The sequence below is a fragment of the Ruegeria sp. AL12 genome (assembly GCF_056540885.1).
Genome location: NZ_JBQFXN010000003.1, coordinates 236,696 through 252,145, shown reverse-complemented (window position 1 = coordinate 252,145; position 15,450 = coordinate 236,696). Strand labels below are relative to the sequence as shown.

General features: G+C 56.4%; 20 protein-coding genes. 10 read left to right on the top strand and 10 right to left on the bottom strand.

All coding sequences use genetic code 11. The annotated features are described in order from the left end of the window. Positions 1–134 precede the first annotated feature (134 nt). The 4 genes from ACR0C6_RS12115 (at position 135) to aat (ending at position 3,363) form a co-directional block, all read left to right on the top strand. The gene (locus tag ACR0C6_RS12115) at positions 135–671 is read left to right on the top strand and encodes a LuxR C-terminal-related transcriptional regulator (protein ID WP_152457352.1); all 537 of its coding nucleotides are present in this window, start codon (positions 135–137) and stop codon (positions 669–671) included. 151 nt (positions 672–822) lie between these two features. Then, a complete protein-coding gene (gene accB / locus ACR0C6_RS12110; protein WP_171232527.1) occupies positions 823–1,323 on the top strand; it encodes an acetyl-CoA carboxylase biotin carboxyl carrier protein in 501 nt (166 codons plus the stop codon). A 9-nt stretch (positions 1,324–1,332) separates the two neighbouring features. After that, entirely contained in the window at positions 1,333–2,682 is a 1,350-nt protein-coding gene (gene accC / locus ACR0C6_RS12105; RefSeq protein WP_171117652.1) for an acetyl-CoA carboxylase biotin carboxylase subunit, read from the top strand. A gap of 48 nt (positions 2,683–2,730) precedes the next feature. After that, positions 2,731–3,363 carry a leucyl/phenylalanyl-tRNA--protein transferase gene (gene aat / locus ACR0C6_RS12100; protein WP_480447550.1) on the top strand — a complete coding sequence of 211 codons (633 nt, stop codon included), beginning with the start codon at positions 2,731–2,733 and terminating at the stop codon, positions 3,361–3,363. Here aat and ACR0C6_RS12095 read toward each other — a convergent pair. The 6 genes from ACR0C6_RS12095 to ACR0C6_RS12070 all read right to left on the bottom strand — a co-directional run bounded on the left by ACR0C6_RS12095 (position 3,318) and on the right by ACR0C6_RS12070 (position 7,198). After that, positions 3,318–3,686, bottom strand: coding sequence for a DUF2155 domain-containing protein (locus ACR0C6_RS12095; RefSeq protein WP_480447549.1), 369 nt, complete (start codon positions 3,684–3,686; stop codon positions 3,318–3,320). The genes aat and ACR0C6_RS12095 overlap by 46 nt on opposite strands. Further along, positions 3,683–4,135 carry an outer membrane lipid asymmetry maintenance protein MlaD gene (gene mlaD / locus ACR0C6_RS12090; protein WP_152457347.1) on the bottom strand — a complete coding sequence of 151 codons (453 nt, stop codon included), beginning with the start codon at positions 4,133–4,135 and terminating at the stop codon, positions 3,683–3,685. Before mlaD ends, ACR0C6_RS12095 begins: the two co-directional genes overlap by 4 nt. A gap of 11 nt (positions 4,136–4,146) precedes the next feature. After that, the gene (locus ACR0C6_RS12085) at positions 4,147–4,530 is read right to left on the bottom strand and encodes an NADH:ubiquinone oxidoreductase subunit NDUFA12 (protein WP_152457346.1); all 384 of its coding nucleotides are present in this window, start codon (positions 4,528–4,530) and stop codon (positions 4,147–4,149) included. A gap of 79 nt (positions 4,531–4,609) precedes the next feature. After that, a complete protein-coding gene (locus ACR0C6_RS12080; RefSeq protein WP_171229658.1) occupies positions 4,610–4,972 on the bottom strand; it encodes a RidA family protein in 363 nt (120 codons plus the stop codon). Between the two features lie 193 nt (positions 4,973–5,165). Beyond that, the gene (gene clpX, locus ACR0C6_RS12075; RefSeq protein ID WP_480619479.1) at positions 5,166–6,434 is read right to left on the bottom strand and encodes an ATP-dependent Clp protease ATP-binding subunit ClpX; all 1,269 of its coding nucleotides are present in this window, start codon (positions 6,432–6,434) and stop codon (positions 5,166–5,168) included. A gap of 131 nt (positions 6,435–6,565) precedes the next feature. Next, positions 6,566–7,198, bottom strand: a complete 633-nt coding sequence (locus tag ACR0C6_RS12070; RefSeq protein WP_117869644.1) for an ATP-dependent Clp protease proteolytic subunit — start codon at positions 7,196–7,198, stop codon at positions 6,566–6,568. A gap of 368 nt (positions 7,199–7,566) precedes the next feature. Here ACR0C6_RS12070 and ACR0C6_RS12065 point away from each other — a divergent pair, with 368 nt between their 5' ends. From ACR0C6_RS12065 to ACR0C6_RS12055, 3 genes are all read left to right on the top strand, one after another. Continuing rightward, positions 7,567–7,908 (top strand): ArsR/SmtB family transcription factor, encoded by a 342-nt coding sequence (locus tag ACR0C6_RS12065; RefSeq protein ID WP_480619477.1) that lies wholly within the window; start codon positions 7,567–7,569, stop codon positions 7,906–7,908. Between the two features lie 61 nt (positions 7,909–7,969). Continuing rightward, positions 7,970–8,107: an entericidin A/B family lipoprotein gene (locus ACR0C6_RS12060; protein ID WP_152457342.1), complete on the top strand. Its 138-nt coding sequence runs from the start codon at positions 7,970–7,972 to the stop codon at positions 8,105–8,107. An 827-nt stretch (positions 8,108–8,934) separates the two neighbouring features. Continuing rightward, positions 8,935–9,351 (top strand): type II toxin-antitoxin system Phd/YefM family antitoxin, encoded by a 417-nt coding sequence (locus tag ACR0C6_RS12055; RefSeq protein ID WP_171229655.1) that lies wholly within the window; start codon positions 8,935–8,937, stop codon positions 9,349–9,351. A gap of 100 nt (positions 9,352–9,451) precedes the next feature. On the opposite strand, the gene ACR0C6_RS12050 is transcribed toward ACR0C6_RS12055, so the two are convergent. The 3 genes from ACR0C6_RS12050 to ACR0C6_RS12040 all read right to left on the bottom strand — a co-directional run bounded on the left by ACR0C6_RS12050 (position 9,452) and on the right by ACR0C6_RS12040 (position 10,765). Beyond that, positions 9,452–9,901 (bottom strand): hypothetical protein, encoded by a 450-nt coding sequence (locus tag ACR0C6_RS12050; RefSeq protein WP_152457340.1) that lies wholly within the window; start codon positions 9,899–9,901, stop codon positions 9,452–9,454. 106 nt (positions 9,902–10,007) lie between these two features. Further along, positions 10,008–10,328 (bottom strand): hypothetical protein, encoded by a 321-nt coding sequence (locus tag ACR0C6_RS12045; RefSeq protein ID WP_170345061.1) that lies wholly within the window; start codon positions 10,326–10,328, stop codon positions 10,008–10,010. A gap of 83 nt (positions 10,329–10,411) precedes the next feature. Further along, complete coding sequence (locus tag ACR0C6_RS12040; RefSeq protein ID WP_171726738.1) at positions 10,412–10,765, bottom strand: hypothetical protein; 354 nt, start codon at positions 10,763–10,765, stop codon at positions 10,412–10,414. 307 nt (positions 10,766–11,072) lie between these two features. Here ACR0C6_RS12040 and ACR0C6_RS12035 point away from each other — a divergent pair, with 307 nt between their 5' ends. Both ACR0C6_RS12035 and ACR0C6_RS12030 read left to right on the top strand, forming a co-directional pair. Then, positions 11,073–11,639 carry a hypothetical protein gene (locus tag ACR0C6_RS12035; RefSeq protein WP_480619475.1) on the top strand — a complete coding sequence of 189 codons (567 nt, stop codon included), beginning with the start codon at positions 11,073–11,075 and terminating at the stop codon, positions 11,637–11,639. After that, positions 11,629–12,354, top strand: coding sequence for a hypothetical protein (locus ACR0C6_RS12030; protein ID WP_480619473.1), 726 nt, complete (start codon positions 11,629–11,631; stop codon positions 12,352–12,354). The genes ACR0C6_RS12035 and ACR0C6_RS12030 overlap by 11 nt, the downstream gene beginning before the upstream one ends. 34 nt (positions 12,355–12,388) lie before the next feature. On the opposite strand, the gene lepA is transcribed toward ACR0C6_RS12030, so the two are convergent. Further along, positions 12,389–14,188, bottom strand: coding sequence for a translation elongation factor 4 (lepA, locus tag ACR0C6_RS12025; protein ID WP_480619471.1), 1,800 nt, complete (start codon positions 14,186–14,188; stop codon positions 12,389–12,391). Positions 14,189–14,349: 161 nt separating this feature from the next. Here lepA and ACR0C6_RS12020 point away from each other — a divergent pair, with 161 nt between their 5' ends. After that, on the top strand, positions 14,350–15,450 hold the full coding sequence (locus ACR0C6_RS12020; protein ID WP_480619469.1) for a Hint domain-containing protein: 1,101 nt from the start codon (positions 14,350–14,352) through the stop codon (positions 15,448–15,450).

The following is a 15,450-nucleotide window of genomic DNA, read 5'->3' as shown; positions in this document are numbered from 1 at the left end:
TCACTGGTTTACCGAGATATTTTCAAGCCATGTTTACAATCTTGACAAAAGCGGCAGCCGCCAATGCGCATCAATGGCCACAAGAAACCGCATCTCCCCTTCAATTCCGCGTGGTTTCCCGGCACGATAAGCGGATGAGTGACCCCGCCTTTGAATACGCACCGATCGGGCTTGTTGAACTGGAAAACCGGATCATCAGACGCTGCAATCTGCAATTCGCCCGCACTTTCGGCGGGGAAGAGGCCGATTACCGCAACATGCCGCTGTTGCATCTCTATCCTTCGGTCGCGGATTGGGAGAGGATCGGGGAACGCAGCCTGCAAGTGATGCGAGACACCGGGTACTATACGGATGAGCGCGTCATGCGGCGGCGCAATGGCGATCTGTTCTGGTGCCGCGCCCGTGGCCGCTCTTTGACGCCCGATGACCCGTTCCGCCATGGAATCTGGAGCTTTTCCGACATCTCGGAAGAACGTCCCCTTGTCGAATTGACCGTTCGAGAACGCGAAGTGGCGATCCTGTCCTGCCGCGGCCTGTCCGCCAAGGAAATCGGCGCCGAACTGGGCCTGAGTTACCGCACAATCGAAGCCTATCGCGCCCGCCTGCTTGAGAAATTCGGCGCCCGCAAACTGTCCGAGCTTGTCGCCAAATTGTCAGGGATGCCTCTGTAATCTGTCCGCCCCTTTAAATTATACGGGATTCCCGCCTGTGATGGTGCGAGTCGGCGCTTTTCATGCACCGCCGCTTAGCCTATAACCCTGCGTAATTTGATCAGAGCCCGCAAGAAACAGACGGGCCAAAGGGGAACCGTCGAGGACACTCATGACAGACACCAAACACGAAGCGGATGTGGCATTCATCAAGGCTCTGGCCGAGTTGCTGCGTGACAATGACCTGACCGAATTGCAGGTAAAGCGCGAATATGGTGAGGAAGACAGCCTGAACGTGCGCGTAAGCCGCTTGACACAGGCCGCAGCCGCACCGGTTCAGGTTGCCGTCCCTGCGGCAGCACCAGCTCCTGCCGCTGCTGCCGCGGCTGCGCCTGCCGTGGCCGAAGCCCCGGCTGCTCAGGAAGATCCGGCCAGCCACCCTGGCGCGGTGACCTCACCCATGGTTGGAACCGTCTACATGCAGCCCGAGCCCGGCGCGCCCGCATTTATCTCGGTCGGCGCTTCCGTGTCCGAAGGCGACACGCTGCTGATCGTCGAAGCGATGAAGACCATGAACCACATCCACGCGCCCAAGTCGGGCACGATCAAGCGTGTTCTGGTCGGCGATGGCGACGCTGTGGAGTTCGGCACACCTCTGGTCATCATCGAGTAAGGCGGGCCCATGTTCGACAAGATCCTGATTGCCAACCGAGGCGAGATCGCCCTGCGCGTCATCCGCGCCGCCCGCGAGATGGGGATTAAGACGGTAGCCGTCCACTCCACCGCGGATAGCGACGCAATGCATGTGCGCATGGCGGACGAATCGGTCTGCATCGGCCCCCCGCCCAGCCCCCAAAGCTACCTGTCCGTGCCCGCGATCATTTCGGCCTGTGAAATCACCGGTGCGCAGGCGATCCACCCCGGCTATGGCTTCCTGTCCGAGAATGCCGAGTTCGTGCAGATCGTCGAAGATCACGGCATCACGTTCATCGGCCCCACCGCGGAACACATCCGCGTCATGGGCGACAAGATTACGGCCAAGGACACGATGAAGGCGCTGGGTGTGCCTTGCGTGCCGGGATCAGACGGCGGCGTGCCTGATCTTGCGACGGCCAAGAAGATCGGTGAGGAATTCGGCTATCCGGTCATCATCAAGGCTACCGCAGGCGGCGGCGGTCGCGGCATGAAGGTTGCGATGAACGCTGACGAAATGGAAAGCGCCTTCATGACTGCACGGGCCGAGGGCAAGGCCGCCTTTGGCAACGACGAAGTCTATATCGAGAAATACCTGACCACGCCGCGCCACATCGAAATTCAGGTGTTTGGCGACGGTAAAGGCAAGGCTGTTCATCTGGGCGAACGGGATTGTTCGCTTCAGCGGCGCCACCAGAAGGTGTTCGAAGAGGCCCCCGGCCCCTGCATAACACCCGAAGAACGCGCCAGGATCGGAAAGATCTGCGCGGATGCGGTCGCGAAAATCAACTATATCGGTGCCGGCACCATCGAGTTCCTCTACGAAAATGGCGAGTTCTATTTCATCGAAATGAACACCCGCCTGCAGGTGGAACATCCGGTCACCGAAGGTATCTTTGGCGTCGATCTGGTGCGCGAACAAATCCTTGTCGCAGCGGGTGAACCGATGTCGTTCGGTCAGGACGATCTGGAAATCAACGGCCACGCCATCGAGGTTCGGATCAACGCCGAAAAGCTGCCGAATTTCTCGCCCTGCCCCGGCAAGATCACCGCGTACCACGCGCCGGGGGGCCTTGGCGTTCGAATGGACTCGGCTCTGTATGACGGGTATTCGATTCCACCCTATTATGACTCTCTGATCGCCAAGCTGATCGTGCAGGGCCGTGACCGGGCCGAAGCGCTGGCCCGACTGGAACGCGCGCTGGGGGAATTGATTGTCGACGGTATCGATACCACGGTCCCTCTGTTCCACGCACTGTTGCAGGAACCCGATCTGCGCAGCGGCGACTACAACATCCACTGGCTGGAGCGCTGGCTTGCGGAGAACATGGAACAATAGTCACCAAGGACCGGAGGGCCCATGCCCTCCGGTTGCCTCATACCTGACATGAGCCTGTCCCCCGAACTTTTGTTGCATGGCTATTCCATCGGTATCTTTCCGATGGCCGAGCATCGCGATGACCCCGAGCTGTTTTGGGTCGATCCCAAGTTTCGCGGCGTCTTTCCATTGGACGGTTTCCACATTTCCCGAAGCCTGGCGCGCCGTATCCGAAACTGCGGGTTCGATATCTCGATCGACCAGGACTTTTCCGGCGTCGTCGACGGGTGTGCCGACAGGGCAGATACCTGGATCAACGCCGAACTTCATGACCTGTACCGTCAGTTGCACCAAACCGGGCATGCGCATTCACTGGAAGTATGGGAAAACAACAACCTGGTGGGCGGCGTCTATGGCGTGACCCTGGGCGCGGCATTTTTCGGCGAAAGCATGTTTTCAAGACGCAAAGACGCCTCGAAAATCGCCCTCGCCTATCTTGTGGACCGCCTGCGGCAAACCGGCTTCCGTCTGTTTGACACGCAGTTTCTGACCGCGCACCTGGCCTCTTTGGGCGCAATCGAAATTCCGCGCGGCGCCTACAAGAAAGAGCTGGAAGAGGCCTTGAACCACAGCGCCGATTTCTCGGCACCGCTGAATCAGTCGGCGGCAGGTGTGATACACCGTATGACCCAAACGTCATAACGCGCGTGATCCAGCGCGTTCAACGCAGGGGAGGTTGCGATCATCCAACCGTCAAACAGCTGATCGGCCTTCCCGCTCTCCCAGATGGTCAGATAGGCGAACGCGTCACCCGTTGGATTGTCCACGGGATAACGACAATCTCCCAAGGCAACATCCAGCCCAAAAACCGCTGCCGTCTCGCCGGTCTTCAATTCAACATCGACGGTCTGGCCGTTCACCTTGTCCAGGCCCCGCAGCATTGCCCCGGGTCCAGATTGAACTTTCTGCTGCGCGGCCGCACCTGTGGCGGCCAGCAACAAGGCAAGAAACGCGGCGCGTATCATTCGCTGCCGTCTCCGGCTACGAACTTGACCAGAAGAGAAATCAGGCTGACCGCGCCCTGCGTATCCTCGATCTCATCGCCGGGTTCAAAGTAGAATGGCGACCCACCGGGCATCACCTCGACAAAATTGCCCCCCAGCAAACCTTCTGAGGAAATGACAATGGCACTGTCGTCCGGAACCAGAATTCCGTCCGCAATCGTGAAAGTCGTGTCAGCGCGGTAGGTTTCAGGGTTCAGGGTGACACCCGTGACGGTTCCGATCTTGACGCCGGCGAGGCGCACATCCGTGCCAACACCCACACCCTCCAGAGACCTGAAAGACGCGCCCAGTTCGTATCCAGCAGCCCCTTGCGACAAGCCCGTCGATTGGCTGGCATAGACACCAAATGCCACAGCACCGGCCAAAACGACGCCGCCGACAAGAACTTCGGTCCAGTTATGGGTCGACATTATCGCCTCGTTTATTCCGGGCTCCAGGCCTCATAGTCCTTACGTTCAACCGGCTCCGCGCGACGCAGTGAGCCGGCAGGAGCATAGGCCAGCGCGGTGCCGGTCAGGTTCTCCTGATGTGGTTTTTCCCAGGACTTATGCGGCAGCGGTTTATCTGTCGGAGGCTCGTCCCAAGTGCGATGCAACCAACCATGCCATTCAGGATCAACCCGGCTGGCTTCGGCCTCGCCATTGAAGATAACCCAACGCTTGCTGTCGTCGGCATTGCGATAGAACACGTTGCCTTCATTGTCTTCGCCCACTTTCACGCCCTTGCGTGCAGTGTAGATCTGAGTGTTCAAAGTCGACCCATTCCACCAGGTCACGGCTCGCAAAAGACTGTTCAGGATTCCCATCGGGTGCCTCCGGCATTTCGTCGAAGAAAGGTATGGACCAAAGGCCCGCCAAGGTCCAGTGCCCCTGATACCACCTGCGTCACTCCGGCAGAAAGGCGGTAACTTCGATCTCGATCCTGTATTTCGGATCAATCAAACCGCATTCGATCATTGTCGCTGCCGGAGGATTGGTGCCAAAAGTTTCGGCCAGGATCGGCCAGCACGGCTCAAACTCACTGCGATCGGGCAGCATGTAGGTGACCCGAACCACATCGTCAAAGCCTGCGCCTGCCTCAGCCAGCGCCTTGCCGATGATGTCCAGCGCAGACCGGCATTGCGCCACCACGTCCTCGCCCTGCCCGACAGTACCGGCGACGTGAACCCAGCCGCCCGCAACCACCGCACGGCAGTACCCGACCTTGGCTTCGAACTCACCGCCCGAAGAAATTCGCTTCACTGCCATAATCCGTCACCTTTGTTGTTCGAAAACTTGCTTAAGCTTCCGCCGCCTGACTGCACCGACACTCATGTGCGAGCGGCGGATCCGCAGCTTCATCTGGCTAAAAATATCCCGGGGGATGCCCGAAGGGCAGCGGGGGCAGGGCCCCCTGAACCGGTTCAAGTGAAGTCCCACCGTCGCGGCAAACAGCCCGGCCTCAGCCCGCCGATGCCGATTCCGGTGCCGCGTCGGCATAGATGAATAGCGGCTGCGCGTCGGACATCACCGCCTCTTCGTTCACCACAACTTCGCTGACATTTTTCATGCCCGGCAGTTCGAACATGGTGTCCAGCAGAATATCCTCGAGAATAGACCGCAGGCCGCGCGCACCGGTTTTGCGCTCGATGGCTTTCTTGGCAATCGCTTTCAGCGCGTCATCGGTGAATCCCAGCTCAACATCTTCCAGTTCGAACAGACGCTGGTATTGCTTGACCAATGCGTTCTTGGGTTTGGTCAGGATGGTCACCAGCGCATCTTCATCCAAATCCTCAAGCGTCGCCAGAACCGGCAGACGACCGACGAATTCCGGGATCAGTCCGAATTTCAGCAGATCCTCGGGTTCCAGATCCTTGAATATCTCACCCACACCGCGGTCGTCATTGTCGCGCACATCGGCACCAAAGCCCATGGCCGAGCCTTTGCCACGTTGCGCGATGATCTTGTCCAGACCCGCGAATGCACCGCCACAGATGAACAGAATGTTCGTCGTGTCCACTTGCAGGAATTCCTGCTGGGGATGCTTGCGGCCACCCTGTGGGGGGACGCTGGCCACTGTCCCCTCCATCAGTTTCAGCAACGCCTGCTGCACGCCCTCACCCGACACGTCACGCGTGATCGAAGGGTTTTCGGATTTGCGGGTAATCTTGTCGACCTCATCGATATAGACGATGCCGCGCTGCGCGCGTTCGACGTTGTACTCACTCGCCTGCAACAGCTTGAGGATGATGTTTTCGACATCCTCACCCACATAGCCGGCTTCGGTCAGGGTCGTCGCGTCGGCCATGGTAAACGGCACATCCAGAATACGCGCCAGCGTTTGCGCCAGCAGCGTCTTACCGCAACCGGTCGGACCGATCAGCAGGATATTCGACTTTGCCAGCTCGATATCGCTGCCCGCTTTCTGAGCGTGGTTCAAACGCTTGTAATGGTTGTGAACGGCCACCGACAGAACCCGCTTTGCCGTGGCCTGACCGATTACATAATCGTCCAGTACTTCGCAGATATCCTTGGGCGTCGGAACACCGTCAGATGACTTCAGCCCGCTGGCCTTGGTCTCTTCGCGGATGATGTCCATGCACAGCTCAACACATTCATCACAGATGAAAACTGTGGGGCCTGCGATCAGCTTACGGACTTCATGCTGGCTTTTGCCACAGAAGCTGCAGTAGAGCGTGTTTTTACCATCGCCGCCTGAATTCGTCGCCATGATCTACCTTTCGGGCTTCGTCCCTGCGCCCCTTTTCGGGGGCGCTTACACCTGTGTGTGCAGCTTAGGCCAGCACTCTGGCGGCTACAATCTCAAAATGACCCCCGCGCCGGTGACGCGGGGTATCGGCCTCAGGCCTCTTCCGTGTCCATTTTCGCTCGGTTTTCGACAATCTCGTCGATGTGACCCCATTCCTTGGCCTCTTCCGGGCTCATGAAATTGTCACGATCCAGCGCTTTTTCGACCGCCTTTTTCGTCTGCCCCGTATGACGTACGTAGATGTCATACAGGCGATCCTTCAGCTTTTGCGTCTCGGCCGCGTGAATCATGATGTCGCTGGCCTGGCCCTGGTATCCGCCACTGGGCTGGTGCACCATGATGCGGCTGTTGGGCAGTGAAAAGCGCATTCCCTTCTCGCCCCCGGCCAAAAGGACCGAGCCCATCGAAGCCGCCTGACCGATCACCAATGTGGAACATTTCGGCTTGATGTATTGCATTGTGTCGTAAATCGACAAACCGCTGGTCACCACCCCGCCGGGCGAGTTGATGTAGATCGAGATTTCCTTGTTGGGGTTTTCCGCCTCGAGGTGCAGCAATTGCGCCACAACAAGATGGCTCATCCCATCATGAATCGGTCCGTTGATGAATATGATCCGCTCTTTCAACAGGCGGGAGAAAATATCATAGGCGCGCTCGCCCCGGCTGGTCTGCTCAACGACCATGGGAACAAGTGTATTCATGTAGGTTTCTACGGGATCGAACATTCGTAACCTGCCTGTTTAGCTATGGATCGGGACAATATCCCAACAAGTGTTACCTGAGTCTTAGTGTCGGCTAAGGGGGGCTGCAAGGGGGGCAAGTGAGAACGCTGACCGAATGTCGATCATCATCAATCGTCAAGGCGAACCATCTGTTGTTTCCGGCAACGATCCGCAGATCGCCTTAAAGTGAATCATCTGCCCCCTCGCGTTGCGGGAACGTTCAATCCGATTTCCCCTTTCATACATCACGCTATTTTGATTCATACATATAGAAATGAATGTACGAAACATGTAGTGAGGGGTCTCACACTCACGTCTCTTTACGTAACGGAAACAACACCCGGCCAACGGGTTTGCAAGGAACTCAATCGATGGCACTTCCTGAGCTGTCCAATGACATGTCAAAAGAAGATTTTGACCGCATGGTCACCAACGCGACACGCGCTTCCAATTTTCTCAAGGCAATAAGCCACGAAGGCAGATTGATGATCCTCTGCCATCTGGTGTCCGGTGAAAAATCCGTCACCGAACTGGAAGAATTGCTGTCCGCCAGACAAGCCGCTGTATCACAGCAACTTTCCCGTCTGCGACTTGAAGGGTTGGTGATACCTCGCAGGGAAGGCAAAGCCATCTATTATCGTCTGGCGGATGATCGTCCCCGCCGCATGCTCGAAGTCGTTTACGAGCTCTTCTGCAGCGACGACCGGACCTAGGAACTGGCTCCGGCTGAAAAAAGGTGTTACCGAAAAATATTCGAGCACCAAGGAGACGAACATGATCCGCGTAATTCTGATGGGCCTGAGCCTGTTTGCACTGACTGCCTGCGAAACCGCCAAAGGCGCCGGCAAGGATATCGAAAAAGCCGGAGATGCCATCCAAGGCGCAGCAACCGACGTGCAGGAAAGCCTGTAATAAACTTCATTTTGCGCCGCGCGCGGGCTTTCTCTCAATATATAGTTGAAAGACTTGGCATGCCGCGGTAGCTTTCCCTTACAGGTGCATAGACGCGGCATTGCATCATCTGACGCTAAATCGGGGCTCTTTCGCACACGCAGAAGAGCCCCGGTCCCTTTCGGCAGGGGTGAGTGGTAGCCTGTATGAAACCGAAATCCGGCAAAGGAAAAGGCGCCAGGTGCGCAGACGCGGTCTTTGCATGCATCCTTTCGGACACTCCTGACGCCTTACCGGGTCGATGCGCTCCGAAGAGCACCCGATCCAGTTGCTACACCCCCTGAGAGACTGCAGCGGCTGCATTGTCCCCGAAGAGACATCACAGCGTGCATCGGCCTTCTGAGAAGATAGCCATCCGACTTGGGCACGAAACCCTCACTCGGCTGATCACCCACCGGTAAGCCATTGCAGTTCAACGCAAATCCTAAGATCCAGTCTCTCTGCCAAGACCCCCGGGCCTTTGCGTCCCACCTTCGGTTCCGAAGAACCCGTGTGGTGTTCAGACTGTTGCAGCACGCCTTGTATCTGACAAGAAAATAGCACTGCAGCATGAAAATTAGACGGGGATAAATTGTTGGTATCTGCCGGGAAATCTTTGTGGATAATCCGAGAAGTTTCGACTCCACGCATGTTTGTCCCGGGACATTTTCAGGCCTGAACCTGAGCCCGGTTTTTGGCCCTATGCTGCGGGCGCAAAGGCCACCGCACGCGCCATTAGTTGAGAATTGCAGGATTTGTACAACTCTCGGGCCACCAATCTTTCGAATCGTACATACGGAGATTCGCCGATGCGTTGCACCATTTCCCATGCGCGCGCCCATTTGGGCGCTCTGGTCACCCGCGCACAGGACCCGCGCGAAGTGATCATACTGACCCGGCACGGCAAACCGCTGGCCGCTCTGGTCTCGGTCGCCGAAGCGAAGCGGATCTGGCATTTGCAGGATGATGACGAAATCGGGTGGAAACACCCGCTGTCGGGCATTCGCGGGATGTGGTCGCGGGGGCGCAACATCCCCGGAATGGAACCGGGACCGGACGGCAGCTATGTCACCGCGCGCGAAGCCGCGCTGAAGGTTCGCGAAATCCAGATGACCCGTGCCGAGGAACGCCGCATTCTTGCGCGGGGTGGTCTGGATCCTGTCGCAGGCGGTGAACTGGCCGCCCGGCCCGTCTCCTCGCTTTGGAGACGATGGTTCCGTTTTTGAGAAGCGGTCCGACCCGCGCGTGGCAACCTACTAACCTCCGCCGCAGTCAAAATTGCAGCAGCGATACTTACCCCCTACAATCGCCCGGGCCGGACACGCTTCAGTTCACCTGACGTTCCAGAACGGTGCTGTAGGTCGTTCCGTTCCGCAGGCTACGGAAATCGGCAAAGATCTTGCCATCTTCGTACCGCGCATCGATCAACGCATTCGCGCCGATCAGCAGAGGTGAGGTTTCGACGATGCCGATGCTGCCCGTCCCATCGAGGCTGATGGTGCCGGTGGCCTCGTATTCATTCCAGTCGGTATCGCCATCGCGACGCCATTTGCTGTGCCCCCAGAAAACGTTGCCGTCCTGAAGCTGCACATCCAGCATCCATTCGGCCTGATTGAACCGGGGCTGATCGCCTTTGTAGTAATGGCTGGGCTGGACTGTCGTGTAAGACCCCAGCCAGGTGCCGCGCAGGTCGGGCGTGGTATCGGCCAGCGCGGCCGTTCCAAGGGCGAGGGTCGTGGCCAAAGCGGCTGCTCCGGCAGTCATATATCTGGTCATGGGCTCTCTCCTTCTGTCTGGTAAACAGATTGGGAGCGCCCGGGCGGGTTACAACTTACTTAAGGGAAACTTCATGATTGGTTCAGCGGCGGCTTAGCATGGGGCTTCAGGCCCAGGCCAGAGCTGTCCCGACAATGACCAGCGCAATGCCAATCCCCTCGCGATAGGAAAAGTTCTCGCCAAACAGGAAATACGAGGCGATGGCGATCAGCACGACCTCGGCCCCCAGAATGCCGGTATAGATGATGCCCAATCGTTCGTTGCGTAGCGCGGCAAGTTCCAGCGTCGCGGCGGCCAGCAGCGTGGCAACAATCAGAAGGGTCAGGCCAACACCGGGGATCTTCCACCAGAACTTCATCGAGATCATGGCAACGGAATAGAGACCCGCCGACCCGAGGGCGATGAGAGGGATGAGCGATGTGGACATAGGGGCCTCCTGCCGAGGTTGCCGTTGCGTCAACATTAGCAGGTGGGCGAAGTTGAGGCTGTGAGGTTGATCACAGTCTCCGGTCAGAACACGATTGCGATGAGTTCGGACAGCCCAATCAGACCCAGCAACACATTCGACGTCAGGATCAGCCCTTTCAGGTTACGCGCCTTCAATCCTTGGGCAAAGCTGGTCTGCGCAAACTCCTCGGTCATGTCGCCACGCAGGTTTTCAACATCTTCCAGCGCGGTCTTGCCTGCCAGAACGCCATAGGTGGTGATCACAAGCACCAGCACGATCAGCGGCAGAGCAACCCCTTCAGCCCCAAACCCAATGACCGCGGCGATGGCGACATAGGCAAAGATCGAGGTGCGCATGATGTCGTAATAATGGTCAAGACGGCGCATCGAAATCTCGGAACGCAATTGCGGGTCCATAACACTTCCCCCTTTGAAAAAATCTGTTTGGAATGCGGGGAGTCTAGCACTTTTGGCTGGATTTCAGAAATTGTGCGATTGCCAAGCCGGAGGGAAGCGCCGGCCCGAGGGGAGGCGTAAACGCGCCGCCCCATGGGGGCGGGTTGGCGCGGTCCGACGGTGCCGCCGAGCGGTTGAGACGTGACAGCCATTCAAATTTGCTTGGAGAGAGCGTCCTCTCAAACAGGAAAAGTAATCCACAAATACTTGCGTGTGCCAGCGGACTCGATACAATCTGTGGTGGCTTTTAGAATTTGATAGGAACGCAATGATTAAGATTGAATTAAAGCACGGCTCATCCGAATTGAAGGCAGAAGGTAACTTTGCGGAAGTTAAAGCCTTGTTGGAGACCTTCTGGAAACCAGAGTATATTGAAGCGGCTCTCGCGGTCGATGGCCAAGCAAGTTCCGGCGAGGAGCCAACTGTAACAGGCAACACCAAACCTAAAACTAAGAGTACCTCAAAGAAATCTCGTAGCAGTAGCAGCAAAACACCCACGGACCCAGTGGACACGGAAGCCGAGAGCAAACTAGCAAACAAAATAAAGAGCCATGCATCTTATGCAGAAATTTCGAAGAAATTCATAACTGGAAAAGCAAGTACACTGGAAAAATGCAAACTCGTCCTCTATTTCGCTGACGATTACATCACGTCCGGCACTGCGTACCGTGTTCTCAATCAACTGGGAGTGAAGATGAACGGCACCCAGTCTTCAAAAGCCCTTTCAAACAACAAAGCGCAATTCCTGACGCAGCTAACAAACCCGATACGCTACAAAATGACTGCGTCGACAGAACAAGAATTCAAGGATGTACTAACAAGCAATGAAGAGTGAATTTGAGCAATTTGTTCATTGTTTGGATGACAGCAATCTTACCGAAGTGGAGCTTTCTGCTCGAATTGCTTGGTTTTTGCATGAAGCATTTGAAAGCAAGAAAACTACTATCTCTGATGTGGTCAAGTTTCTGAAAGACACTGGACTACGCAGCAATGTTAATATGACGAGACTTCGAAAGAACCTACGCGGTCAGCGAGGAATCTCAATATCTTCCGATGGGGTGATTTCGCTATCTCTCGCATTATCCAGAGATTTTGACGGAAAGTACTCCGATTTTCTAACAGCAAAGCCAGCAGAAATCGATGATGTCTTACTGATTGCATCTGATTTCCAAAGCCGCCGCAAGTATGTCAAAGAGCTTGTTAGACAAATCAACGGCAGCTATCAGTTTGCTTTTTTTGACGCGTGCGCAACAATGATGCGGCGGTTAGTGGAAGTGCTAATTATTGACGGCTATATCGAAAAACAGTCGGATCACCTGATACGCGATACATCGAACAATCTACTCATGATGAATGGCCTTATTGGAGCTCTCAAATCAGGTCAAACATTCAAATTGAGCCGCAATGCTCCTGGTTGGTTGGAAAAAGTAAAAACACTTGGCGATACGGCGGCGCACAGTAGAACATATTTGACTAAGCAAAAGGATATTGACGAGTTTTCTCACGAGTACAGAATGCTCGTAGAAGAAATATCTTCTTTTTCTCACTAGCCGAAGCTTGCAGTGCGCTTAATAGTGGACAGCCTTAACTGTCCATCTTCAACGCTGAGATGAATGCCTCCTGCGGGATATCCACCTTCCCGAACTGACGCATCTTCTTCTTCCCCGCCTTCTGCTTGTCCAGCAGTTTGCGTTTCCGCGTGGCGTCGCCGCCGTAGCATTTGGCGGTCACGTCCTTGCGCAGGGCGGACAGGGTCTCGCGGGCGATGACCTTGCCTCCGATGGCGGCCTGGATCGGGATTTTGAACATGTGGCGCGGGATCAGATCCTTGAGCTTCTCGCACATCGCCCGGCCCCGCATCTCGGCCCGGTCGCGGTGAACCATGGTCGACAGCGCATCAACCGGTTCATCATTCACCAGCACCGACATCTTGACCAGATTGTCCTCGGTATAGCCGGTCATCTGGTAGTCGAACGAAGCATAGCCCTTGGTCACCGATTTCAGGCGGTCGTAGAAATCAAAAACAACCTCGTTCAGCGGCAGGTCATAGACAACCATGGCGCGGCTGCCTGCATAGGTCAGGTCCAGCTGGATGCCGCGGCGGTCCTGGCAGAGTTTCAGCACGTCGCCGAGGTATTCGTCTGGCACCAGAATGGTCGCCTTGATGCGCGGCTCCTCGATATGGTCGACCTTCGAGGGGTCGGGCATGTCGGCGGGGTTGTGCAGCTCGATCATCTCGCCGTCTTTCATGTAGACGTGATAGATCACCGACGGCGCGGTGGTGATGAGCTCGATATCGTATTCGCGTTCGATGCGGTCGCGGATGACCTCAAGGTGCAAGAGGCCAAGGAAGCCGCAGCGGAAGCCAAAGCCAAGTGCGGCCGAAGTTTCCATTTCAAAGCTAAAGCTGGCGTCGTTCAGGGCCAGTTTGTCGATCGCATCGCGCAGGTCTTCGAATTCGGAACTGTCGACGGGGAACAGGCCACAAAACACCACCGGCTGCGCGGGTTTGAAGCCCGGCAGGGCCTCTTCGGTGCCGTTGCGGTCATTGGTGATGGTGTCGCCGACGCGGGTGTCGCGGACCTGTTTGATGGATGCGGTGAGGAAGCCGATCTCACCGGGGCCAAGGCTGTCAACCATCTCCATCTCAGGCCGGAAGACGCCGACGCGATCGACATGGTGCAGGGTACCGTTCGACATGAACTTGACCCGCATGCCCTTTTTCAGCGTTCCGTCCATGATGCGGACCAGAACGATCACGCCCAGATAGGCGTCGTACCACGAATCCACCAGCATCGCCTTGAGAGGCGCGTCCAGATTGCCCTTCGGTGCGGGCAGGTGCTGCACGATTGCTTCCAGAGTTTCGTGGATGCCCTGCCCCGTCTTGGCGGAAACCTGAATGGCATCGGTCGCGTCGATGCCGATCACATCTTCGATCTGTTCTGCCACGCGGTCACAGTCGGACGCGGGCAGGTCGATCTTGTTCAGCACCGGCACGATCTCATGATCGGCGTCGATGGCCTGATACACGTTCGCCAGCGTCTGCGCCTCGACCCCTTGGGTCGAGTCCACGACCAGCAGAGAGCCCTCGACCGCGCGCATCGACCGCGAGACTTCATAGGCGAAGTCCACGTGGCCGGGGGTGTCGATCAGGTTCAGCACGTACTGTTCGCCATTGTCGGCGGTATAGTCGATGCGAACCGTGTTGGCCTTGATGGTGATGCCGCGCTCGCGCTCGATATCCATGCTGTCGAGCAGCTGTTCCTTCATGTCGCGATCCTTGACCGTGCCGGTCTCTTGGATGAGCCGGTCAGCAAGGGTGGATTTGCCATGGTCGATATGCGCGACGATGGAGAAATTGCGGATATGAGCGAGGTCTGTCATGGAGTGGGATATGTCGGGAGTTTTGCCCCTCGTCAAGCGTTGAAGCGTTGCAAAAAAGGTCCCACCCGCGCCTTTCTGTTCAGCGGCATTTACCCGAAATCAGTGAATAGTTAAGATGATCGCATCATCTGGCCGTTTCAAAAACAGAAAGCAGGGAAGACTTGGCCGATTATTCGATCTTTGTGTTGGGTGAAGGTCAATTGTCCGTCTCTGTGGCGCAGGGTCTGGACGGGATCAATCAGGGCACGGGGATACATCTTATTGGCGAGACGATTACCATCAATTCGCGCACTGCGACCGAAGTTTTCATCACGGATGCCGGATCAGACACCAACTTTTCCGACAATGATGGCAATCAGCGGTTAAACGGCGATCAGACAATCGATGGTACGCTTTTCGCCAGCGGCACGCGTGTTGAAGCCGAATATGGTATTACGCTGACAGATGGGACAACCACGTGGCAGGCGGTTGCGTTCAACGTGAACAACTCATCACCGGCATATGGAACCGTCGAGGGCATCGCATTCATCGGCGGACCCGGACAGTTTCCACCAGCCGGAGTGCCTCTGACGGTCGTCAGTACGCAAGAAGGCCCAAGCTTCGCATCAAACGCATATGTCAGCCCCATTTGCTACTGCCGTGGGACACTGATCGAAACCAAATCCGGATACCGCCCCATCGAAATGCTGAAGCCGGGTGATGAGATTTGGACCCGTGACAATGGCTATCTACCTGTCATCTGGACGGGCGAACAGGCTGTCATCACAGCCGGACGTTTCAGAATGGTCGAAATTCCCGAGGGAACGCTTTCGAATTTCGCGCCTTTGAAAGTGTCACAGCAACACAGAATGCTGGTCACGCACCCTTTGGCTGAAATCCTTTGTGCAGAGAACGAAGTGTTTGTTCCAGCCATCAGCCTTGTTGATGCGGGCGTTGCTACATTGTGCAGAAAAAACAGTGCAATTTACCATCATCTGCTGCTTGAAACACATAATGTCATTAACGCCAACGGAGCAATTTCCGAAAGCCTGCTGCTGGCACCATCCACCAGTGGCCAGAACCCGGATGATCTGTTCTTTCGCAGCCTGGTCGATCAGGATTCATATGCCGTTGAAACCGCGAGGCTGACGCTGAAGAGAAAAGAGGCAACATTCCTGATCAACAGCATCTTGTCCGTTGATCCAAACTCCAGTTTGATTCATACTCCGCCGCAGACCGAGAGGGGCGCAAGATCCCTCCGGGCAGGCAAAAACGAGGCATGA